Below are 21741 nucleotides of genomic sequence, written 5' to 3' on the forward strand. Positions count from 1 at the left end.
TTTATGCCCGCTTGCCGCCACTCACATCCGGTAGCGGTAGTCGATCCGCTCGTTCTTGCGCGGCCCGGTGATCTGCCAGCTCAGCAGAAAACCGCCGTCTATTTCGGTCAGCTCGGCGCGATAGTGATCCGCCCCGCACAGATGGGGCTCGGCGGTCAGCCAGCGGCCATCCCCTTTCGGCAGCAGCTCGAACAACTCGACCGGCGCTTCATAACGCAGGTGAGAAAGGCGGATCCCCCGCTCGCTACGCTGCCACCAGAAACGGTTGTGCATGGTGAGCACCCGACCATGGGGAGTGGTGTAGCGCCCCTGCTCGCTGAAGAGCCAGCCACCCTGATGATCGGTCACCGCCACAACCCCCTCGCCGCGACCATTCCAGTCGGTCGCCGACCCCTCGCCATTGCTGGCGGTGAAGCCAAATGCTCCGACCTGTGGCAATCGTGCCCATAAACGCTGGATTGCCGCTTCCATCTCGGCCATCATAGCCCCCTCAAAAATTGACAACTGATGACAAATCAACCACATGAACTACTTGATAGGGGTCACCCTGCTCTGGTCATTCTCCTTCAGCCTGATCGGGGTCTACCTCGCCGGTCAGGTGGATGCCTACTTTTCGGTGCTGACCCGCATCGCTCTCGCCAGTCTGGTGTTTCTGCCCTTCCTGCGCCGCCGCTGGCTGCGACCCGCTCTGGTGGCCAAACTCATGGCGCTGGGCGCCATCCAGCTCGGCATCATGTATCTCTTCTACTACCACTCCTTTCTGCTGCTGACGGTACCGGAAGTACTGGTCTTTACCATCTTCACCCCCATCTACGTCACCCTGCTCCACGACCTGCTTGAGCGGCGCTTCAACCTCGCCTATCTGTGGGGAGCCCTGCTGGCCGTCGCCGGCGCAGCCGTGATCCGCTTTGACGGGCTGACCGAGAGCTATGCGCTGGGCTTTCTGGTGGTGCAGGGAGCCAACCTCTGCTTTGCCATGGGTCAGGTGGGCTACAAGGTACTGCTGGCGAGGGAGGCGGAGCAACCGCCACAGCTGGCGATTTTCGGCTGCTTCTATCTGGGAGCACTGGTGATCGCCCTGCCCGCATGGTGGTTGCTGGGCAAACCCCAATACCCGACCAGCGGGCTGCAGTGGGGCATTCTGCTCTGGCTCGGGGTGGGCGCTTCGGGGTTGGGCTACTTCCTGTGGAACAAGGGGGCGACGCTGGTCAGCAGCGGGGTGCTGGCCATCATGAACAATGCGCTCATTCCGGCCGGTCTGCTGGTCAATCTGCTGATCTGGGGCAAGGATACCGATCTGACCCGGCTGGCCATCGGCGGCGTGCTGATGCTGGCATCCCTCAAGGTGTGCCAGCATCGCAAGGTCACTTCATCCTGAGTGGCAACTAGCCGACGACGGCGTTGCGCTCCCGTCTGGCCTGACCGTGGCAGGTGGCCAGACGGGCCAGCAGATGGTCAAGCTGCTCGCCGGGCTGGCTCTGTACCAGCCCGATACTGACGGTCACCGGCCGCTGTGGCAGCAGGCTGGCGTCGGCAATCTCGAGGCGCAGCCGTTCGGCAATCTCCAGCCCCTTCATCCGCTCGGTGCGAGAGAGCATCAGAATAAAGCCATCCTCATCCCAGCGGGCGAAGGGATCTTCGCGACGCAGCTCGTGGCGCACGATGCGCGCCAACTTGGCCAGCATGGCGTCACAGGCGGCCTCGCCAAAGAGCTGGCGGATCTTGGCCATGTGATCGACGGAAAACTGCAGCAGACTAAAGCTTCCCCCCTCGGCCAACAGCCTCTCCTCCAGCAGTTGCTCGAAGCGGCTGCGACTCTCCAGCCCGGTCAGTGGATCGGTACCGTGCCGCTCTTCCACCAGCACGACGGCGGGATCGAGATGGCGCACCACGCCAAGCAGATGGCCCCGCTCGTCACGGCGGATCCGCTCTTCCAGCCGGATGTAGTGGCCGTGGTGGTGAAGAATGCGATATTCGAGGCGCAGACCGCTGCTGCGGCCGCTCTGGCAAGCGCTCAGGGCATCAGCCAGCCGGGCAACGTCATCGGGATGCACCCGCTCCAACCAGCCGAGATCATCCGGCCAGCTATCGCCAAGCCCCAGCAGGCGCAGGCAGGAGGGGTCGCGGCGCAGTCCCTGTTGCGGAGACCAGGTCCAGATCCCCGCCTCCAGCAGCGCCATGGCATCGAACAGCAGACCCGGATCAAGCCGGGCGGTGACATCCACCAAAGGTGTCTTGAGCATTTCCATGGGGCACCTCGAAACCGAATCTGAAGAGCTGATTCATAAGTAACATTGGCCATGGCGGCGAGCAACAGGGTCAGCTCGCTTTTCCGTGATAACCCTCCATCAGGGTCTGCCAGTTGTCCGGTACGAAGTGAAAACTGGTGTGCAGTTGAGACTCCTTGTTGAAGGAGCGCAACAGCCGCTCCAGATTGCCCTTCTGCCAATCACCGGGGGAGCGGATCGCCCCCTTGTCGAAGTCGATCACCCACACCTTCTCATCCTTATCGAGCAGCAGGTTGTGGCTGTTGAGATCGGCGTGGTAAACCCCGGCATCGTGCAGCTGGCGCACCGTCTGGCCAATCTTGTGCCACACCTCGCTGGCCACCGGCCCCTGCTTGAGCAGGGCGACCATGTCCTTGGCACCGCGAATACGCTCGATCAGGATATCGGCGCGATAAAATGGGCCCTGTTTGGCCATCCGCGCACCGAACGGACGCGGCACCGGCAACCCCAGTTCGCACAACTTGGCCAGCAGGGTGTATTCCGCCATGGCGCGGCTCGATTCGACCCCTTCGAACCAGAAGCGATCCCGCACCACCTTGCCCACCATGCCGCCACGATAGTAGTGGCGCAGTACCAGATGGCGGGACTCATCCTTGACGAACCAGGTCACGCCGCGACCGATGGAGGTTCCCACCACCTGACGGTTGTTCTGCCACCAGGCCGGTTCGAATAACTGGGAAGTGGGGTCGCGAAAGGCCCCTTCGGCGAACCAGCAAACCTGGTTGTGTTCGGTCTGTATCAGCATCATGAAGATCCCGCTCGGTGGGTCGTTGATCGCCCCTGTTTATGGGCGATGAGGCTGCGACTGTGGCATGCCCGCAACATGTGCCAGCCATGGCGGCTATTCCGGTGGCAAAGCCCGGCTGACGATTGCGCGCAATTTTACAATCCACAGGGGAGTTTGCATAATGCCATCCACCCTTTTTGCCAGCCGTGCGCCACATCATGCCGCTATTTCAAACGCCTCCCTCCTCCATCTGCATTCTGCGGCTCTCCGCCATCGGCGACTGCTGCCACGCACTGGCACTGGTACGGGTCATCCAGCGGGAGTGGCCGCAAACCCGCATCACCTGGATCACCGGGAAAATCGAGGCAACCCTGTTTGCCGATCTGCCCGGTGTCGAGGTGATCGCCTTCGACAAGAGCAAGGGGTGGCGCGGCTATCGCGACCTGTGGCAGACCCTCAGGGGACGTCAGTTTGATGCCCTGCTGCATCTGCAGGCGGCCATGCGCGCCAGCATCGCCACCCTCGGCATCAAGGCCAGGGTCAAACTCGGGTTTGATCGGGAGCGGGCCAACGACGGCCAGTGGCTGTTCACCAACCACAAGGTGCCCTCGCCCGCCTCTCCCCACGTGCTGGACGGTTTCCTCGCCTTTGCCAAAGAGCTCGGCATCAAGGATCTGACCCCGGATTGGCAGCTGCCCATCAGCGCCGAACACCAAGCCTGGGCGAAAGAGAAGATTGGTGGCAAACCGACCCTGCTGATCTGCGCCGCCGCCAGCAAGGCGTTCAAAAACTGGACGGCCGCGGGCTATGCCGCACTGGCGGATCACGCAGCCAGCAAGGGTCTTCAGGTCTACCTCTGTGGCGGGCCAGCCAAACTGGAGCGGGATCTGGCTGCCGAGATCCGGCAACTCAGCCAGAGCAAACCGGTCGATCTGGTGGGGCAAACCAATCTCAAGCAGCTATTGGCACTGATTGGTGAGGCGAGTCTGGTGCTGGCCCCCGACACCGGTCCAACCCATATGGCCACCATTGTCGGCACGCCGGTCATCGGCCTCTATGCTCACCACAATCCGGCCCGCACCGGCCCCTATCTCTGCCGGGATTATGTCGTCAGCGTCTATCAGACCCTGATTGAGCAGGAGACCGGCAAGCCGCTGGCCGAGCTCGGCTGGCGCACCCGCCTCAAGGATCCCGATGCCATGAGCAAAATCACCAGCGAGCAGGTCATCGCCGCCTTCGATCGCCTCTGCGCCGATCGCCATCTGCCTGACTGAAAGCAGCTCGGAAATCCCGAGCAGTGAGGCAGGGATAACCTGATGGCCCCATGCCGGAGCGACAGGCAGAATAACGACCGATGTGGGTTACGCTCCCGCAACAAGCTACGAACACTTTGATCGGCCGGAATATGATTCCGGCCGTTTTTTTATTCGCCACCTTCTGTTAAAATTCGCCGCCTTTACATCCCCCTGATCCAAGAATTTATCCGCATCATGCGTTTGGCTGTCTCCCTTTCGGGCACAAGACGGCGGCCTCTGCTACAACCAAAATGCGGGTTCCGATTAAAGGTAATAACATGGCGCAACAAGGCACTCTCTATATCATCTCCTCCCCGAGCGGTGCAGGTAAATCCAGTCTGCTCAACGCCTTGCTGACCAACCACAATCAAGCTGGCAAGATGCAGCTGTCGGTCTCCCACACCACGCGCGCCACCCGCCCCGGCGAAGAGCACGGTGTGCACTACCACTTCGTCAAGGTGGAAGAGTTCAAGGAGCTGATCGAGCGCGGTGATTTTCTGGAGTGGGCCGAGGTATTCGGCAACTACTACGGTACCTCCCGCGCCGCCATCGAAGCCTGTCTGGCGCAGGGTATCGACGTATTCCTCGACATCGACTGGCAGGGCGCCCGCCAGATCCGCGAACTGATGCCGACCAAGTCCATCTTCATCCTGCCTCCCAGCCGTGAAGAGCTGGAACGCCGCCTGATTGGCCGCGGTCAGGACAGCGCAGAAGTGATCGCCGGCCGGATGGCAAAAGCCATTGCCGAAATGGTGCACTACGACGAATATGACTACGTGATTATCAATGAAGAGTTCGAGCAGGCACTGTTCCAGCTCAGAGCCATTATTGAGTGCCAACGGCTGGAGATGCGTCATCAACAGCAGGCACAACAAAACTTGCTGCAACAGTTACTGGCAGAATAAGCCAAAAACGAGTAAACTTTTGCGTCATTTTTAAACACCGCTTTTCTAAACACAGAAAGCCCACATAACTGGAGTCCTGCATGGCACGCGTTACTGTAGAAGATGCTGTAAAACAGGTTGGTAACCGTTTTGACCTGGTGCTGGTCGCCGCACGCCGCGCCCGTCAAATCGCGGTTCAAGGCAAAGATCCGCTGGTTGAAGAAGAGAACGACAAGCCGACCGTGATCGCCCTGCGTGAGATCGAGCTGGGTCTGGTAAACAACCAGGTAATGGACACCCAGGATCGCTACGAGCAGCAAGAACAGGAAGCCGCCGAGCTGGCTGCCGTTGCTGCCATCGCCGAAGGCCGCGGTTAAGTCACTCTTTCCCCATAGTCGGCACCCGCCCGGGTGCCGACTGTTCATCCCCATTTACAACCGCTCGAAAACCTCGCAAACTCAGGTCTACACGCTCAACTCCACGAATTGCCGTTTCACCGCTGCGGGGACTGTCTTGTATTTATTTGAAAATCTTAAAGAAATAGCCAGTTCCTACCTGCCGCCCGAGCAGGTCGAGAAGCTCAGGCAAGCCTATGTGGTGGCCCGTGATGCCCACCAGGGACAGATGCGTTCCAGTGGCGAGCCCTATATCACCCACCCCGTCGCCGTTGCCCGAATTCTGGGCGATATGCGCCTCGATCATGAAACCCTGATGGCCGCCGTGCTGCACGACGTCATTGAGGATACCCCTATCACCAAGGCCGATCTGGCCGAACAGTTTGGCGATGCGGTCGCCGAGCTGGTAGCTGGGGTCTCCAAGCTCGACAAGCTGAAGTTTCGCGATCGCAAAGAGGCTCAGGCCGAGAACTTCCGCAAAATGGTGATGGCGATGACCCAGGATATCCGGGTCATTCTGATCAAGTTGGCCGACCGCACCCACAATATGCGCACGCTGGGCTCGCTGCGGCCGGACAAGCGCCGCCGCATCGCCCGGGAAACCCTCGAAATCTTCGCCCCCATCGCCAACCGCCTCGGTATTCACACCATGAAGAACGAGCTGGAAGAGCTGGGCTTCGAGGCGCTCTACCCCATGCGATCCCGCGTGTTGCGCGAATCGGTGCGTCGCGCCCGCGGCAATCGCCGCGAGATTATCGACTCCATCCAGAGCGAAATCAGCGGTCGTCTGAAAGAGGCGGGGATCGAACATCAGGTCAGTGGCCGCGAGAAGAACCTGTTCTCCATCTACAACAAGATGGAAAAAAAAGAGCTGCAATTTCATGAGGTAATGGATATCTACGCCTTTCGGGTCAAAGTGAAGGACATAGATACCTGTTACCGGGTGCTGGGGCAGATGCACAGCCTCTACAAGCCGCGCCCCGGCCGCTTCAAAGATTACATCGCCATCCCCAAGACCAACGGCTACCAGTCGCTGCACACCTCGCTGGTGGGGCCGCACGGGGTACCGGTCGAGGTGCAAATCCGCACCGAATTCATGGATCAGATGGCTGATAAAGGGGTTGCTGCCCACTGGGCCTACAAGCAGGATGGCGACAGCTCGGGCACTACCGCCCAGATCCGCGCCCAGCGCTGGATGCAGAGCCTGCTGGAATTGCAGCAGAGCGCCGGCAGCTCGTTTGAATTTATCGAAGGGGTCAAAACCGACCTCTTCCCCGACGAAATCTACGTCTTTACCCCCGAAGGGCGCATCATGGAGCTGCCCGCCGGCGCCACGCCGGTGGACTTTGCCTACACGGTGCACACCGATATCGGCCACGCCTGCGTTGGTTCGCGGGTCGACCGCCACCCCTACCCGCTCAGCAGTCCGCTGCACTCGGGCCAGACGGTGGAGATCATCACGGCACCGGGCGCCCGTCCCAACGCGGCCTGGCTCAACTTCGTGGTGACTACCAAGGCGCGCTCCAAGATCCGCCAGTTCCTCAAGAACCTGCGCACCGAAGAGTCGGTGGTGCTGGGTCGCCGCCTGCTCAACCATGCGCTGGGCGCCAAGAATATCGAAGACATCCCCGAGCCACGCATCAAGCAGGTGCTGGCCGACACCAAGCACGAGAACCTGCAGGGGCTGCTGGCCGATGTGGGCCTCGGCAACGCCATGAGCGTGATGGTGGCGCGTCGCATGCTGGGGGATGAACTGCCGCCGGAAGAGCAACCCAAGTCCAGCAGCAAGAAGATGCCGATCAAGGGTGCCGACGGCATGCTGGTCACCTTCGCCAACTGCTGCCGTCCGATCCCGGGGGATGCCATCATCGCCCACATCAGCCCGGGCAAGGGTCTGGTGATCCACCAGGAAGCCTGTCGCAACATCAAGGGCTACAGCAAAGAGCCGGACAAGTACCTGCCGGTGCAGTGGGAAGTGGACAAGGAGCAGGAACAGGAGTTCCGCACCGGCATCAGTATCGAGATCATCAATCATCAGGGTGCGCTGGCCGAGCTGGCCAACGTGATTGCCGCCACCGGTGCCAACATTCACGCCATCAGTACCGAGGAGAAGGATGGTCGGGTCTATCAGGTGAGCCTGCTCATCACCACCAAGAGCCGTATCCATCTGGCCAACATCATGCGCAAGATCCGCGTCATGCCCAACGTGCTCAAGGTGAGCCGGCAAAAGAACTGATCACACAGGCGGCGCAAGCCGCCTGCTGCTTTTTAAGAGACAACCATGACCCCCGAACGCTTCAAGCGCATCACCGATATGCTGGCCCAGCGTCAGCTCGATTTGACTGTCTGTATGGAAGAGGTACACAAACCTCACAACCTGGCTGCCATCGTGCGTACCGCCGATGCCATCGGTATCCACCGGGTACATGCAGTCTGGCCCAAGACCTGGATCCACAAGCGCAAGGGCACCGCCCGCGGCAGCCAGAACTGGGTGGATGTGAAACTGCACCCGGATATCGGCAGCGCGGTCGCCGAGCTGAAAGCCTCCGGCATGCAGATCCTGGCAACCCATCTCTCCGACAGCTCGGTCGATTTTCGCGCCATCGACTACACCAAACCGACCGCCATTCTGGTGGGACAGGAGAAACACGGCATCGGTGAAGAGGCGCTGGCCCTGGCCGATCACCATATCGTCATTCCCATGGTGGGCATGGTGCAGTCCCTCAACGTCTCGGTGGCCGCAGCCGCTATCCTCTACGAGGCGCAGCGCCAGCGCGAGCAGGCCGGTTGCTATCAGCGCGGCTGTCCGCTCACTCCGGAGGAGCAAAACAGCATCCTGTTCGAGGGTGGATATCCCATCTATGCCCAGCTCTGCAAAGAGAAAGAGATGCCCTACCCCCAGCTCGGCCCTGCCGGTGAAATCCTGGCAGACGAAGAGTGGTGGCAACGGATGCAGCTGACCCGTAAAGGCTGGGCCCAGCAGATCGAGCAGGACGACATACAGGAGGAGTGATGGAGAACCCTTTTGGCAGCTGGCTGGAATCGCAAATCATCCGGGATCACCTGACCAACCCGAACATAGAGGCCGGCGACTACAGCTACTACTCCGGCTACTACCACGGCAAGCCGTTCGAGGATCACTGTGTCCGTTATTTACTCGGGGATGGCTCGACCAGAGCAAGCTGGGACAGCGGCGAGTGGGGTACAGAAGTAGACCGCCTGATCATCGGTAAGTTCTGCTCCATCGCCTCGGGCGCCACCTTCATGCTGGCAGGCAATCAGGGCCACCGGCTGGATTGGGTCTCCACCTTTCCGTTCAACCCCGATACCTTTGGCGAAGGGGCTCGTAGTGGTTTTCTGCGCAAAGGAGATACCCGGATCGGCAACGATGTCTGGATCGGCTCGGAAGCGATGATCATGCCCGGCATCACCATAGGTGATGGCGCCGTTATCGCCACTCGTGCCGTGGTGACCAAGGATGTGGCCCCTTACACCATAGTCGGCGGCAATCCGGCCCAACCGATCCGCCGCCGTTTCAACGATGAGCAGATCGCCATGCTGCAAGAGATGCAGTGGTGGGACTGGCCTCTGCCCACACTGCGAAGCGCCATGTCGCTGCTCTGCTCCGGTGACATCGCAATACTTTATCAATACTGGCAAACGGAGTGTGCCTGATGAAATCCCTCTCGATTCCCCTGTTGGCCCTGACCCTGTTTTCTGCCGGAGCCCTTGCCGTGACCAATCCCTATGCGCTGACCAGCGAAGCCGATGTGCCCACCCTCTACCAACAAACCCTGCCCGACTTCTGGCGCCAGCATGCCATAGAAGGAGAGTTCAAGGGCAAGGATGGCGTCGCCATCCGCTATGCCGCGCTGCGGCAGGAGAAGGTTGATCGCGCCATCCTGATCGTCAACGGCCGGGTAGAAAGCTACCTCAAGTATCAGGAGCTGGCATGGGATCTCTGGCGTCAGGGCTACAGCCTCTACCTTATCGACCATCGTGGTCAGGGGATGTCCGGCCGCATGCTGAGCGACCACAACAAGGGATATGTCGACCAGTTCGACGATTATGTCGTCGATATGAAGCAGTTTCACGACCAGATAATCATGGCGGACAAGCCCGCCAAGCTGTTCCTGCTGGCTCACTCCATGGGGGGGGCCATCTCGGCCCGCTATCTGGAGCGCTGGCCCGATGATATCCGCGCCGCCGTGCTCTCCTCCCCCATGCTGGGCATCAATCTGGGCGGCTTGCCCAAATGGCTGGCCAAGGGACTGGCCACCACTATAGGTACGGTCGGCGGCTGGTTTGGCGAACCACCCTATGGGCCGGGTCAGGGCCCCTATCAGGATCATGGCTTTGCCGATAACGAGCTGACTCACAGCCACTCCCGTTATCAGGCTTTCCGCCAGATTTATGAGCAGCACCCGCAGATCAAGCTGGGAGGGGCGACTGCCCACTGGATCTATCAGGGGATCACCGGTGCCGATGCCGCCATCGCCGATGCGGGCGCCATCAAGACGCCGCTGCTGCTACTGCAGGCTGGCAACGACAGCGTGGTGGACAACTCTGCGCAGGATGAGTTTTGCTCCAAAGCCCGCTGCGAAGGGGGCAAGCCGCTGCGAATTGAAGGGGCCTGGCACGAGCTCTTCATCGAATCCGACGACAAGCGCCAGCCCGCGCTGACCGCCATGCTCGATTTCTTCGCCCGCTACTAGGCTGGCTATTTTTTGTAACCCTAAATAAATGGGGTGACCATGCAGGCTGGGGTAAACTGCCCCCGCTTTCAATTGATGCCGAGGTAAAGATGTTCAAGGTAGTTGTATCCGATCTCGATGGAACTCTGCTCAACAAGCAGCACCAGATCTCCTCCCGTACCCGGGAGACCGTCCGCCGTCTGGTTGAGCAGGGCGTGAAATTCGTGGTCGCCACCGGCCGTCACCACGTCGATGTACGCAGCTTCCGCGATGCGCTCGCTCTGGATATCTACCTCATCACCTCCAACGGCGCCGTGGTGCATGACAAGCAGGGCAAACTGGTGTTCAACCAGCCGCTGCCGACCGACATCGCCGCCGAGCTGGTTGCGCTCGAACGTGACCCATCCATCCATCTCAACGTCTATCAGGGCGATGACTGGGTGGTCGAGGAGGAGCTGCCCTGGTTGCTGCAATTCCACGACGAATCCGGCTTCACCTATCGTCTGGTCGATGACCTGAAACAGGAGTCGATGGAGCAGATCAACAAGGTCTTCTACATCGGTGACCACGAGAAGCTGCTGAAGATCGAGGAGCACCTCAACCAGCGCTACGGCGACCAGCTCAACGTCACCTTCTCCCTGCCGGATTGCCTCGAAGTGATGCACGCCGGCGTCCACAAGGGCAATGCCGTGCGCGCCGTACTGGAGCAACACGGGCTGGAGATGTCCCAGGCCATCGCCTTCGGTGACGGTATGAACGACTTCGAAATGCTGAGCATGGTGGGTCGCGGCATCGTCATGGGTAACGCCCACGACCGCCTGAAAATGGCGCTGCCGGAGCATGAGCAAACACTCACCTCCGATGAAGATGGCGTTGCCGTCTATCTGGAGCGCTGTTTCGAACTGGAACCGGTCGCCAGCTAAATAAAAACGGGAACCATCGGGTTCCCGTTTTTATTACTTCCGCCGAAAGCGCTGGTTGTCACCGCCGTGGCACTGCCAGAGGATCAGGGGAGTGCCATTGGCGCTCCCCCCCTGGGCAACATCCAGACAGAGCTTGCTGCTGCGGCTGATGAGCCGATCTCGCTCCCAGCGCCACTGCTGGTTGTCGCCACCATGGCAATCCCAGGCAATCACCCTGGCACCGGCATCGCGGCCGCCACCGGCAACATCCAGACACTTGTCGCCAACCCTTATGGCATTGCCATCAAGACGAAAACGCTGGTTGTCCCCGCCGTGACAATCCCATAGCTGCAAGCGGTTGCCATTACGTACACCACCGGCAATATCGAGACATTTGCCATTGGCTGCCACGATTTGCCCGCCATGCTCTTCCCGGGCGCGAGCTTCTTTCTTTTCCTGCTTGTGGCCGTAATACGCAGCGGCACCGATGGCGCCAATCACCACAGTGCCCAACAGCAGATCAGAAGAGTCGAGATTCTGGCACCCTCCCAAAGAGAGCGACAGACATGCAGCAATCAGAGGTGACGGGCGAATCATTCAATCCCCCCGACCAGAAAGCTCTGGTTGGCCCCACCGTAACAGTCAGCCAGACGCAGAGGCGTATTCGCAAAGTGACGTCGGCCAGCGACATCCAGACAACGGGAGACCTTGCTGTTAAAGAGTTTATCCTCCTGCCACACCCACTGCGCATGGCCATCACAGGGAACCAGCATCAGCTCATTGCTGTTCTTGGCCTGCAGGCAGGTCTGTTGCAACTTCAACTCGCCAAGATCCCACTCCAATGGCTGTGCATCTTTATCAGTGCAAACCTGTGTCACCGCCTGCTGGCGGGCAATGCCGACACAAAAACCGTTGCTGGTCAGCAAAAGCGAGGGGGGTGACTCGCTCTGCGGATGGGCAACCACGATAGTGCTCAGCATCTCATCTGTCGATGGCGGTTTAAGGGTACACCCGCCCAGTACCATGGCCGCCATAAGTGTGGGGTAGCGGGAGAAAATCGAAATTCTGTTATGCATAAAAACAAGCCTGAAAGAGGTCTGTGACATCCGGTCACCAAGGACTCCAGCTGGCAGGATAACTGAAGAGAGGGCAAGACTGTCCGGATAGAGTGTAAACAGACGTTACAGCAACGCAGAAAAACGAGGATGGCGCGGCAGAAAGCAAAAAACCTCGCCGAAGCGAGGTTTTTCAGAATGTGGTCGGTGATAAAGGATTCGAACCTTTGACCCTCTGGTCCCAAACCAGATGCGCTACCGGGCTGCGCTAATCACCGAGAATATTTTGTCTTACAAAAAACAAAGACGACCTGATGGTCATCCTCGTTATACAGCAAGTATGGTGCGAAGAGAGGGACTCGAACCCTCACACCCGGGGGGCACTAACACCTGAAGCTAGCGCGTCTACCAATTCCGCCACCTTCGCGTACCTGACAAGCTGTAAAATGGGGTGGCTGATGGGGCTCGAACCCACGACAACCGGAATCACAATCCGGGACTCTACCAACTGAGCTACAGCCACCACAGCTGTTTTCGTTCTACAACAACGCCCGTTTAACCGGCGCACTTTGGATGGTGCGCCCGACAGGATTCGAACCTGTGACCTCTGCCTCCGGAGGGCAGCGCTCTATCCAGCTGAGCTACGGGCGCTACGCTGTCGAACGGGGCGCAATATTAATGATGGGGGGCATGTTTGTCTACACTTTTTTTGTCCCTTTGCGCCAAGCGTTGTTTTTTCAAACAAACAGAGCGTTTTTGGCTCATTTTTCCCCCAACAACACACCCGCTGCTTCGCCTGGATGATCGCTTCCGGCGCTATTTTCCGTATTAACCATGTTGCCGCCTTGACTTGATCTCTTCCCCACCTAGAATGAATGAACGTTCATTCACGAGTTCATTCTGATGAGTCACGACAAGAAAGAGATCATCTTCAATGCAGCCCACGAGGTGCTGGGTGAACGGGGTTTTCATGGCCTGTCGATCGCCGAAGTCGCCAAGAAAGCCGGCGTCGCCGCCGGCACCATCTATCGCTACTTCAATGACAAGGATGATCTGATTCGACAGTTGCATCAGCACACGATATTGCAGTGCGTGCCGCTGGTCATAAGAGAAGTGAATTTTAATGAAGTTTCATTTCAACAATTTCGACAATTATGGCTCAATATTCATGCCATTTTTGTGAACGAACCCAACGCTCTGAAATGCAAATTACAGTATGAGAGCTCACCCCTCGGGGCCGAGCTGGCCACCAATCCTGTTCTGCTGTCGGCATGGGAGCCACTGGACAGATTTTTTGAGCGAGGTGTTGAGCAAGAATTGTTTATTGATTTACCGATACGAGCACTCCAGGTATTGAGCCTGGACAGTGTGGTACACCTGGCCCTGCAGTGCGGGGTTCACAAGATCATGCTGACCGAACAGCAGTTGGAAACTGTTATTCGTGCCAGCTGGAATGCAATTTTATCTCCCAATACTTCCACCTCAGGAGCCTGTTCATGAAAAAGTGGATGGCCATTATGTTGCTGATAGCGATCGCCTTGTTTGGCAGCGTCATCGGCTTCAATTTGTTTAAACAGAAAATGATTGCCAAATACATGGCCAACCGGCCGGAGCCTGAATTCCCGGTAACGGCCATGGTAACCAAGGCGCAGGACTGGATCCCGACCATCGAGGCGATCGGCTTTATCGAGCCTAATCAGGGGGTTACCCTCTCGACCGAACTGTCAGGCACCATTGATACCATCACTTTCGAATCAGGCAAGCCGGTCAAGGCTGACCAGCTGCTGCTGAGCCTAGACTCCAGCGTGGAGAAGGCCAATCTGCGCGCCTCCCAGGCCAAGCTGCCGGCGGCAAAAGCCAAATTTGACCGCTTCCAGAACCTCTACAAGACCAGCTCCATCTCCAAAGAGCAGCTGGATGAGGCGGAAGCAGCCTATCGTTCGCTGGAAGCGGATATCGAGAGTCTGAAGGCGACCATTGCCCGTCGTGAAGTCCGCGCCCCCTTCAGCGGCGTGGTCGGTCTGCGCAATGTCTTCTTGGGTCAGTACCTGCAACCGGGTACCGATATCGTGCGTCTGGAAGACACCAGCGTGATGCGTCTGCGTTTCACCGTGCCCCAGACCGATATCTCCAAAATCAAGCTGGGCCAGATCATCAAAATCAACGTGGATGCTTATCCCCAGACCCAGTTTGATGGTCATATCACCGCCATCGAGCCTGCCGTCAACTACCAGAGCGGCCTGATCCAGGTGCAGGCAGACATCCCGAACAACGATGGCCAGCTTCGCTCCGGCATGTTTGCCCGCGCCAGCATCATCCTGCCAACCGTACAGAACCAGATCGTGGTGCCGCAGTCTGCCATCTCCTTCACTCTCTATGGTCAGAACGTCTACGTGCTCAAAGAGAGCGAAGAGACCGACAAAGAGGGCAAGAAGGTGATAGTCAAACGCGCCAAGCAGGTAGTCGTCAAGGCGGGTGAGCGCCGTGGCAATGACGTGCACGTGCTCTCCGGCATCCAGGCTGGCGACGAGATCGTACTGTCAGGCCAGGTTCGTCTGAGTAATGACACCAAGGTGCATGTGGTCGAGAACGATGCTCTGGCCGTTCCGGCACAAACCCCGATGCTGTAAGCGCGGAGATCTGCGATGCGATTTACTGACATATTCATAAAACGACCCGTGCTGGCAATCTCGCTCAGCTTCCTGATCGCCCTGCTGGGCTTTCAGGCAGTCTTCAAGATGCAGGTACGGGAATACCCCGAGGTGACCAACACGGTGATCACGGTCAGCACCAGCTATTACGGTGCCAGTGCCGACCTGATCCAGGGGTTCATCACCCAGCCGCTCGAACAGGCGGTCGCGCAAGCCGACAACATCGACTTCATGACCTCCTCCAGCCAGCTGGGCAGCTCCACCGTCACCGCGTACATGAAGCTCAACACCGACCCGAATGCCGCGCTGTCTGACATCCTGGCCAAGGTCAACTCGGTGCGTTCCCAGTTGCCCAAAGAGGCGGAAGACCCCTCGGTCACCTCCTCAACCGGTTCAACGACAGCGGTGCTCTACCTCGGTTTCACCAGCCCGGAGCTCAACTCCAGCCAGATCACCGACTATCTGGAGCGGGTTATCAAACCGCAGCTCTTTACCGTCGGCGGGGTCTCCAAGGTTGACCTCTACGGTGGTGTGAAGTTTGCGCTGCGGGTATGGCTGGACCCGGCCAAGATGGCGGCGTTCAATCTGACCGCCAGCGACGTGATGACTGTGCTCAACAGCAACAACTATCAGTCTGCCACGGGTCAGGCGACCGGTTACTTCACCCTCTTCAACGGCAATGCCGAAACGCAGGTCGGTGATATCGAAGAGCTGAAGCGTCTGGTGGTAGCCAGCCGTGACAGCAAGGTGATCCGTCTCTCCGACATCGCCAAGGTCACGATGGAGAAGAGCCACGACGTCTATCGCGCCAGCGCCAACGGCCGTGAAGCCGTGGTTATGGCGGTCAACGCCGCACCGACTGCCAACCCCATCAACATCGCCCACGATGTACTGGAGCTGCTGCCGAGTCTGAAGCGCAACATGCCGAGCACCATGCAGGTGAACGTGCTGTATGACTCAACCATCGCCATCAACGAATCGATCAGCGAGGTTATCAAGACCATTCTGGAAGCGGCGGCCATCGTACTGGTGGTAATTACCCTGTTCCTGGGCTCCTTCCGTGCGGTCATCATCCCGATCATCACCATCCCGCTCAGTCTTATCGGCGTGGTGATGATGATGGATATGTTCGGTTTCTCGATAAACCTGATGACCCTGCTGGCGATGGTACTGGCCATCGGTCTGGTGGTGGATGACGCCATCGTGGTGCTGGAGAACGTGGACCGTCACATCAAGGAGGGTGAAGAACCCTTCCGGGCAGCCATTATCGGTACTCGCGAAATCGCCGTGCCGGTTATCGCCATGACCGTCACGCTGGCGGCGGTATACGCGCCGATCGCTCTGATGGGCGGTATCACCGGCTCGCTGTTCAAGGAGTTTGCCCTGACCCTGGCGGGCGCCGTGTTTGTCTCGGGTATCATCGCCCTGACCCTGTCACCGATGATGTGCTCCAAGATGCTCCGGGCCAACGAAACGCCAAGCAAGTTCGAGAGCACAGTCCACCACCTGCTGGAACGGATGACCGAGCGCTATGACCGCATGCTACATGCCGTGATGCAAAAACGCATCGTGGTAGTAGTCTTTGCCATCATCGTCTTCGCCAGCCTGCCGCTGCTGTTCAAGTTCATCCCGAGTGAGCTGGCACCATCGGAAGATAAAGGGGTAATGGCCGTACTGGGGACAGCCCCCTCCAACGCCAACCTGGACTACATCGAAAACACCATGGCCGATGTGAACAAGATCCTGGATGAGCAGCCGGAAATCGCCTACTCCCAGGTCTTCTCCGGTGTATTCAACTCCAACCAGGCGTTCGGTATCGCCTCCATGGTGCCCTGGAGCCAGCGTGAAGCGAGCCAGAAAGAGGTGCTGGATCGCGTTGCCAAACTGGTGAAAGACATCCCGGGTATGGCCATCACCACCTTCCAGTTCCCTGAACTGCCGGGTGCTTCCAGCGGTCTGCCGATCCAGTTCGTCATCACTACCCCAAACAGCTTCGAAAGCCTGTTCCTGGTAGCTGGCGAGATGCTGAGCGCTGCCGAGAGCAATGGTCAGTTCGTCTATTCGGATCTCGATCTGAACTACGACTCTGCCACCATGAAGATCAAGATCGACAAGGACAAGGCAGGTGCCTACGGCATCACCATGCAGGACATAGGTATCACCATGGGTACCATGATGGCTGACGGTTACGTCAACCGTATCGACCTGGATGGCCGCTCTTATGAAGTGATCCCGCAGGTCGAGCGCAAATACCGCCTCAACCCGGAATCCATGAAGGGGTACTACGTCCGCGCCGCTGACGGCAAGTCGATCCCGCTTGGCAGCCTGATCAGCATTGAAGTTGTCGGTGAGCCGCGCGCCCTGCCCCACTTCAACCAGCTGAACTCCGCCACCATAGGTGCGGTTCCGGCGCCTGGGGTTGCCATGGGTGATGCCATCAACTGGTTCAAGACCACTGCCGACGAGAAGCTGCCGCAAGGCTATCGCTACGACTTCATGGGTGAAGCTCGCCAGTTCGTTACCGAAGGCAATGCGCTCTACGCCACCTTCGCGCTGGCACTGGCCATCATCTTCCTGGTGCTGGCTATCCAGTTCGAATCGGTACGCGACCCGCTGGTGATCATGGTCTCGGTTCCGCTGGCCATCAGTGGTGCCCTGATCGCGCTCGCATGGGGTCTGGCGACCATGAACATCTACTCCCAGGTAGGCCTCATCACCCTGGTGGGTCTGATTACCAAGCACGGTATTCTGATCTGCGAGGTAGCCAAGGAGGAGCAGCTGTTGCACGGCATGAACCGGATGGAAGCCGTGATGCAGGCCGCCAAAGTGCGTCTGCGTCCAATCCTGATGACCACAGCCGCCATGATTGCCGGTCTGATCCCGCTGCTCTATGCAGCTGGCGCAGGGGCCGCCCAGCGCTTCAGTATCGGTATCGTCATCGTGGCCGGTCTAGCCATCGGTACCCTGTTCACCCTGTTCGTACTGCCGGTGATCTACACCTTCCTGGCGTCCGAGCACAAACCGCTGCCGGTCTTTGACGAGACCATTCCGCCCAAGGCAAACAGCGGAAACTAAGCGTTCATCCCAAGCAAAAGGCCCCGTAACGGGGCCTTTTTTATGCTTTGCAGGAAAGACGACATAAGTCCATGAAGCAGTTAAACTAAAAAACATCACATCCAGACCGCAAGGACGCCATGTCAGGACATTTCTTCAAGACCGCTAGGGCCGTCGGCAGTAACGGACTCTCATACCGTCTGCTCTCCTATATTCTGGTCTGCAGTACCGTACTGGCGATGATCATCACTGCACTGCAACTTGCCTGGGATTACCGCAAGGACGTTGCCGTTATCGAAGACAGCATCGGCCAGATCGAGGCCTCTTTTCTGCAACCTATCGCTGCCAGCTTGTGGAACCTGGATGAAGAGCAGGTGAAGGTACAGATTGAGGGCATCATGAACCTGCCCAACATGCAGTTCGTGATGGTCAAGGAGATGCTCGGCAACTCCGAAGTCCCGCTACTGACCCAGGGGGTGGAGCGGGAAAGCTACGACATCTCCCGCGAATTCAACCTCACCTATCAAGGCGAAGTGGTGGGCAAGCTGTTCGTAGCAGCCTCGCTGGAGCAGATCTACCAGCGCCTGATCGAGAAATCGGTGCTGATCATGGTCAGCCAGACTATCAAGACGCTGGTAGTCTCGTTTTGCATCCTGATCATCATTTACTATCTGGTGGTTCGTCACATCAACCGCATCGCCAGCTATGCCCAGAAGTTCAATCTGGATCGGCTCGACATGGAGCTTGAGCTGGAGGGGCGCCCCCTGCCCCGCAAAAAGCCCGATGAGCTGGATACCCTGGTCGCCACCCTCAACCAAATGCGCACCCGTCTGCGCGATGAGCTGCTGGCTCGCCATCAGGCCGTGGAGCAGTTGCAACAGGAGCGCGACTTCTCTGCCACCCTGATCAATTCGGCCAACATGGTCATCTGCTGCATGGAGCCTGATCTCACCATCGCCAGCATCAACCCGGCAGCCATTCTGCTGACCGGCTACCACCAGCAGGAACTGCTGCAACACAACTGGCTCGATCTCTTTGTCAGCAACGCCCAACGTCAGGAGCTGAGCAACATCCTCTCGGCAGAGGGTTCACTCGCCGACAAGGTGGTCATCATGCATGACCAGCAAGCCCATGAACTGGTGCTGCAGTGGACCTTTGTCCCCTTCTATGAAGGGCCCAACCTCAAATACCAGATCGGGTTTGGCTACGACATCACCCAACTGAAGAAGGTCGAGCGGGAGATTATCCAGCTCAACGAGCAGTTGGAAGGCAAGGTTGCCGAGCGGACGCGCAGCCTGAGCGAAGCCAACACCCAGCTGGGCAAGGCTTACGACGATCTGAAGCAGGCTCAGCAGACACTGGTCGAATCGGAAAAAATGGCGTCCCTCGGTTCACTGGTGGCCGGTGTGGCCCACGAGATCAACACCCCGATCGGTATCAGTGTGACGGCTTCCTCCTATCTGCAGGAGCGGGTTGCCGACTTCAAATCGCACATTGAGTCAAAACAGCTGTCACGCTCCTATCTCAACGAGTTCACCGTCAACCTCGACGAGTCGATGCAGCTGCTGCAAGGCAACCTGCGCCGCGCATCCGAACTGATCGCCAGCTTCAAGCAGGTTGCTGTCGATCAGTCATCGGAAGCGCGCTACAACTTCAGCCTCGCCGACAACCTCCATCAGGTGGTCGTCTCCCTCGGCCACAAGCTGAAAAAGGCCCAGTGCGAGGTCGATATCCAATGCGATCCCAAGCTGTCGATCTTCTCCTTCCCCGGCAGCTTTACCCAGATCTACTCAAACCTGATCCTCAACTCCATCAACCATGGTTTCGACAACTGGGACAAACCCAAGAAGATCACCATCAAGGTGGAGCAGCAGGGAGAAGAGTTGCTGATCGACTACAACGACAACGGTCGCGGCATTCCGCCGGAGATATTGCCGCGCATCTTCGATCCGTTTGTCACCTCCAAGCGGGGTCAGGGCGGTAGCGGCCTCGGTACCCACATCATCTACAACCTGGTGGTGCAACTGCTGCGCGGCCGCATCCACTGTGCCAGCGAACCGGGCAACGGCGCCGAGTTCCATATTCGCCTGCCGATCCAACATAACTGAGCGCTGGCTCTTGTGAGCCAGCTGCTTTATCCCCATCATGCTGTGATTGCATTCTTAATGAGCGGAGAACCTCGCAATGGCACAGCATTTTGACTATATCGCCATCGGCGGCGGCAGCGGCGGTATCGCCTCTGCCAACCGGGCTGCCATGTACGGTAAGAAAGTTGCCCTGATTGAAGCCAAAGAGTTGGGTGGAACCTGCGTCAACGTAGGCTGCGTCCCGAAGAAAGCCATGTGGTATGCAGGCCAGATTGCCGATGCCCTGAAATATGGCGCCGATTACGGCTTCGACACCACTCTCAACCACTTCGACTGGGCCAAGCTGGTCGAGTCCCGCCAAGCCTACATCGGCCGCATTCACACCTCCTATCAGAATGTGCTGGGCAAGAACCAGATCACCGTTATCAAGGGATTCGCCCGCTTCGTCAATAGCAACACGATTGAGGTCAATGGCGAGCAGTACACCGCAGATCACATCCTGATCGCTACCGGTGGCCGTCCGGAAATTCCGGCCATCCCGGGTGCCGAGCTGGGTATCGACTCCGACGGCTTCTTCGAGCTGCAGAGCCAACCCAAGCGGGTTGCCGTAGTGGGTGCCGGCTATATCGCCGTCGAGATCGCCGGGGTGATGCAGGCACTGGGCTCCGAGACCCATCTGGTGGTGCGCAAGCACGCCCCGCTGCGCAATTTCGATCCCATGATCCACGAGACACTGGTGGAGATCATGGCGCAGGAAGGACCCAAGCTGCATACCCACGCCATTCCCAAGGCTGTGCTCAAGAACGCTGACAACAGCCTGACCCTGCAGCTGGAAGATGGTCGCCACCTCACCGTCGACTGCCTGATCTGGGCCATCGGTCGCGTCCCGGCCACCGACAACCTGAATCTGGCCGCTGCCGGTATCGAACTGGACGAGAAGGGCTTTATCCCGACCGACAAGTTCCAGAATACTGCCGTTGCCAACATCTATGCCGTCGGTGACAACACAGGTCGCATCCAGCTCACGCCGGTAGCCGTCGCAGCGGGTCGTCGCCTCTCCGAACGGCTGTTCAACAACAAGCCGAACGAGCACCTCAACTACGATCTGGTGCCGACCGTGGTCTTCAGCCACCCGCCCATCGGCACCATTGGCCTGACCGAGCCGGAAGCCATCGCCGAATATGGCGAGGGTCAGGTGAAGGTCTACCGCAGCCAGTTCACCGCCATGTACTCGGCGCTGACCCAGCATCGCCAGCCCACCCGGATGAAACTGGTTTGCGTCGGCCCTGAAGAGAAGGTGGTCGGTCTGCACGGTATCGGCTTTGCCATGGACGAGATCCTGCAAGGTTTTGGCGTCGCCATGAAGATGGGGGCCACCAAGGCGGACTTCGACAACTGCGTCGCAATCCACCCCACCAGTGCGGAAGAGTTTGTGACAATGCGATAAGCACATTGCAGGCTGACCCGCCAATATCTGGTCATCTTCATTGACCAGCGTTCAAACCCGGCTCAGGCCGGGTTTTTTGATCCCGCCTCGCCACCAGAACTCTCGCAAAAACCTCGTTCTTTACGCCGATTTTACGCCTGCCACATGGCGCTTTATGGCGCCTTTACGCCGGTTCTTCTTACCATTTCAGCGTCAATGACACCAACAGAGTCGATATGGTTTTGCATCGGCTCTCGCAGCTAATTATCTCAATGGAGTCGAT

General features: G+C 58.5%; 19 protein-coding genes and 4 tRNA genes. 14 read left to right on the top strand and 9 right to left on the bottom strand.

Features of this window, described 5'->3' with window-relative positions; translation table 11 throughout:
* Positions 1 to 21 precede the first annotated feature (21 nt).
* Complete coding sequence (locus AAHA39_RS17460; protein WP_320656756.1) at positions 22 to 483, bottom strand: DUF6314 family protein; 462 nt, start codon at positions 481 to 483, stop codon at positions 22 to 24.
* A 40-nt stretch (positions 484 to 523) separates the two neighbouring features.
* Here AAHA39_RS17460 and AAHA39_RS17465 point away from each other — a divergent pair, with 40 nt between their 5' ends.
* Complete coding sequence (locus tag AAHA39_RS17465) at positions 524 to 1378, top strand: carboxylate/amino acid/amine transporter (RefSeq protein WP_043851700.1); 855 nt, start codon at positions 524 to 526, stop codon at positions 1376 to 1378.
* Between the two features lie 7 nt (positions 1379 to 1385).
* Here the strand turns inward: AAHA39_RS17465 and AAHA39_RS17470 are convergent, their stop codons facing one another.
* Together AAHA39_RS17470 and AAHA39_RS17475 are read right to left on the bottom strand one after the other, a co-directional pair.
* Positions 1386 to 2249: a GGDEF domain-containing protein gene (locus tag AAHA39_RS17470; RefSeq protein WP_043851699.1), complete on the bottom strand. Its 864-nt coding sequence runs from the start codon at positions 2247 to 2249 to the stop codon at positions 1386 to 1388.
* Positions 2250 to 2319: 70 nt separating this feature from the next.
* On the bottom strand, positions 2320 to 3033 hold the full coding sequence (locus AAHA39_RS17475; RefSeq protein ID WP_201931660.1) for a 3-deoxy-D-manno-octulosonic acid kinase: 714 nt from the start codon (positions 3031 to 3033) through the stop codon (positions 2320 to 2322).
* 200 nt (positions 3034 to 3233) lie between these two features.
* Here AAHA39_RS17475 and AAHA39_RS17480 point away from each other — a divergent pair, with 200 nt between their 5' ends.
* The 8 genes from AAHA39_RS17480 (at position 3234) to AAHA39_RS17515 (ending at position 11206) form a co-directional block, all read left to right on the top strand.
* Complete coding sequence (locus AAHA39_RS17480) at positions 3234 to 4289, top strand: glycosyltransferase family 9 protein (RefSeq protein WP_320656755.1); 1056 nt, start codon at positions 3234 to 3236, stop codon at positions 4287 to 4289.
* 299 nt (positions 4290 to 4588) lie between these two features.
* Positions 4589 to 5215, top strand: coding sequence for a guanylate kinase (gene gmk / locus AAHA39_RS17485; protein ID WP_033115281.1), 627 nt, complete (start codon positions 4589 to 4591; stop codon positions 5213 to 5215).
* Between the two features lie 80 nt (positions 5216 to 5295).
* On the top strand, positions 5296 to 5571 hold the full coding sequence (gene rpoZ / locus AAHA39_RS17490; protein ID WP_026456240.1) for a DNA-directed RNA polymerase subunit omega: 276 nt from the start codon (positions 5296 to 5298) through the stop codon (positions 5569 to 5571).
* Positions 5572 to 5707: 136 nt separating this feature from the next.
* Positions 5708 to 7825, top strand: coding sequence for a bifunctional GTP diphosphokinase/guanosine-3',5'-bis pyrophosphate 3'-pyrophosphohydrolase (gene spoT / locus AAHA39_RS17495; protein ID WP_208737468.1), 2118 nt, complete (start codon positions 5708 to 5710; stop codon positions 7823 to 7825).
* A 45-nt stretch (positions 7826 to 7870) separates the two neighbouring features.
* On the top strand, positions 7871 to 8602 hold the full coding sequence (gene trmH / locus AAHA39_RS17500; RefSeq protein WP_320656754.1) for a tRNA (guanosine(18)-2'-O)-methyltransferase TrmH: 732 nt from the start codon (positions 7871 to 7873) through the stop codon (positions 8600 to 8602).
* A complete protein-coding gene (locus tag AAHA39_RS17505) occupies positions 8602 to 9264 on the top strand; it encodes a CatB-related O-acetyltransferase (RefSeq protein WP_320656753.1) in 663 nt (220 codons plus the stop codon). The genes trmH and AAHA39_RS17505 overlap by 1 nt, the downstream gene beginning before the upstream one ends.
* Positions 9264 to 10304 carry an alpha/beta fold hydrolase gene (locus AAHA39_RS17510; RefSeq protein ID WP_320656752.1) on the top strand — a complete coding sequence of 347 codons (1041 nt, stop codon included), beginning with the start codon at positions 9264 to 9266 and terminating at the stop codon, positions 10302 to 10304. Before AAHA39_RS17505 ends, AAHA39_RS17510 begins: the two co-directional genes overlap by 1 nt.
* Before the next feature lie 89 nt (positions 10305 to 10393).
* Positions 10394 to 11206, top strand: a complete 813-nt coding sequence (locus tag AAHA39_RS17515; protein WP_320656751.1) for a Cof-type HAD-IIB family hydrolase — start codon at positions 10394 to 10396, stop codon at positions 11204 to 11206.
* A 33-nt stretch (positions 11207 to 11239) separates the two neighbouring features.
* Here the strand turns inward: AAHA39_RS17515 and AAHA39_RS17520 are convergent, their stop codons facing one another.
* The 6 genes from AAHA39_RS17520 to AAHA39_RS17545 form a co-directional block, all read right to left on the bottom strand.
* On the bottom strand, positions 11240 to 11782 hold the full coding sequence (locus AAHA39_RS17520; protein WP_236764077.1) for an RICIN domain-containing protein: 543 nt from the start codon (positions 11780 to 11782) through the stop codon (positions 11240 to 11242).
* Positions 11779 to 12219 carry an RICIN domain-containing protein gene (locus AAHA39_RS17525; protein WP_320656764.1) on the bottom strand — a complete coding sequence of 147 codons (441 nt, stop codon included), beginning with the start codon at positions 12217 to 12219 and terminating at the stop codon, positions 11779 to 11781. The genes AAHA39_RS17520 and AAHA39_RS17525 overlap by 4 nt, the downstream gene beginning before the upstream one ends.
* Before the next feature lie 222 nt (positions 12220 to 12441).
* Positions 12442 to 12518: transfer RNA gene (locus tag AAHA39_RS17530), tRNA-Pro, on the bottom strand.
* A gap of 63 nt (positions 12519 to 12581) precedes the next feature.
* A tRNA-Leu gene (locus AAHA39_RS17535) sits at positions 12582 to 12667 on the bottom strand.
* Between the two features lie 20 nt (positions 12668 to 12687).
* Positions 12688 to 12763: transfer RNA gene (locus tag AAHA39_RS17540), tRNA-His, on the bottom strand.
* A gap of 51 nt (positions 12764 to 12814) precedes the next feature.
* Positions 12815 to 12891 (bottom strand) — tRNA-Arg (locus tag AAHA39_RS17545).
* A 252-nt stretch (positions 12892 to 13143) separates the two neighbouring features.
* Here AAHA39_RS17545 and AAHA39_RS17550 point away from each other — a divergent pair.
* The 5 genes from AAHA39_RS17550 to gorA all read left to right on the top strand — a co-directional run bounded on the left by AAHA39_RS17550 (position 13144) and on the right by gorA (position 21479).
* Positions 13144 to 13740, top strand: coding sequence for a TetR/AcrR family transcriptional regulator (locus tag AAHA39_RS17550; RefSeq protein WP_071914565.1), 597 nt, complete (start codon positions 13144 to 13146; stop codon positions 13738 to 13740).
* A complete protein-coding gene (locus AAHA39_RS17555) occupies positions 13737 to 14870 on the top strand; it encodes an efflux RND transporter periplasmic adaptor subunit (protein ID WP_320656750.1) in 1134 nt (377 codons plus the stop codon). Before AAHA39_RS17550 ends, AAHA39_RS17555 begins: the two co-directional genes overlap by 4 nt.
* A gap of 15 nt (positions 14871 to 14885) precedes the next feature.
* Positions 14886 to 17966, top strand: a complete 3081-nt coding sequence (locus tag AAHA39_RS17560; protein WP_198505553.1) for a multidrug efflux RND transporter permease subunit — start codon at positions 14886 to 14888, stop codon at positions 17964 to 17966.
* A gap of 119 nt (positions 17967 to 18085) precedes the next feature.
* Positions 18086 to 20053 (top strand): ATP-binding protein, encoded by a 1968-nt coding sequence (locus tag AAHA39_RS17565; RefSeq protein ID WP_320656749.1) that lies wholly within the window; start codon positions 18086 to 18088, stop codon positions 20051 to 20053.
* Positions 20054 to 20129: 76 nt separating this feature from the next.
* Entirely contained in the window at positions 20130 to 21479 is a 1350-nt protein-coding gene (gene gorA, locus AAHA39_RS17570) for a glutathione-disulfide reductase (protein ID WP_043851689.1), read from the top strand.
* Positions 21480 to 21741 lie beyond the last annotated feature (262 nt).

The organism is Aeromonas sp. SE22, from assembly GCF_038739755.1.
GTDB classification, from domain to species: Bacteria; Pseudomonadota; Gammaproteobacteria; order Enterobacterales; family Aeromonadaceae; genus Aeromonas; species Aeromonas jandaei.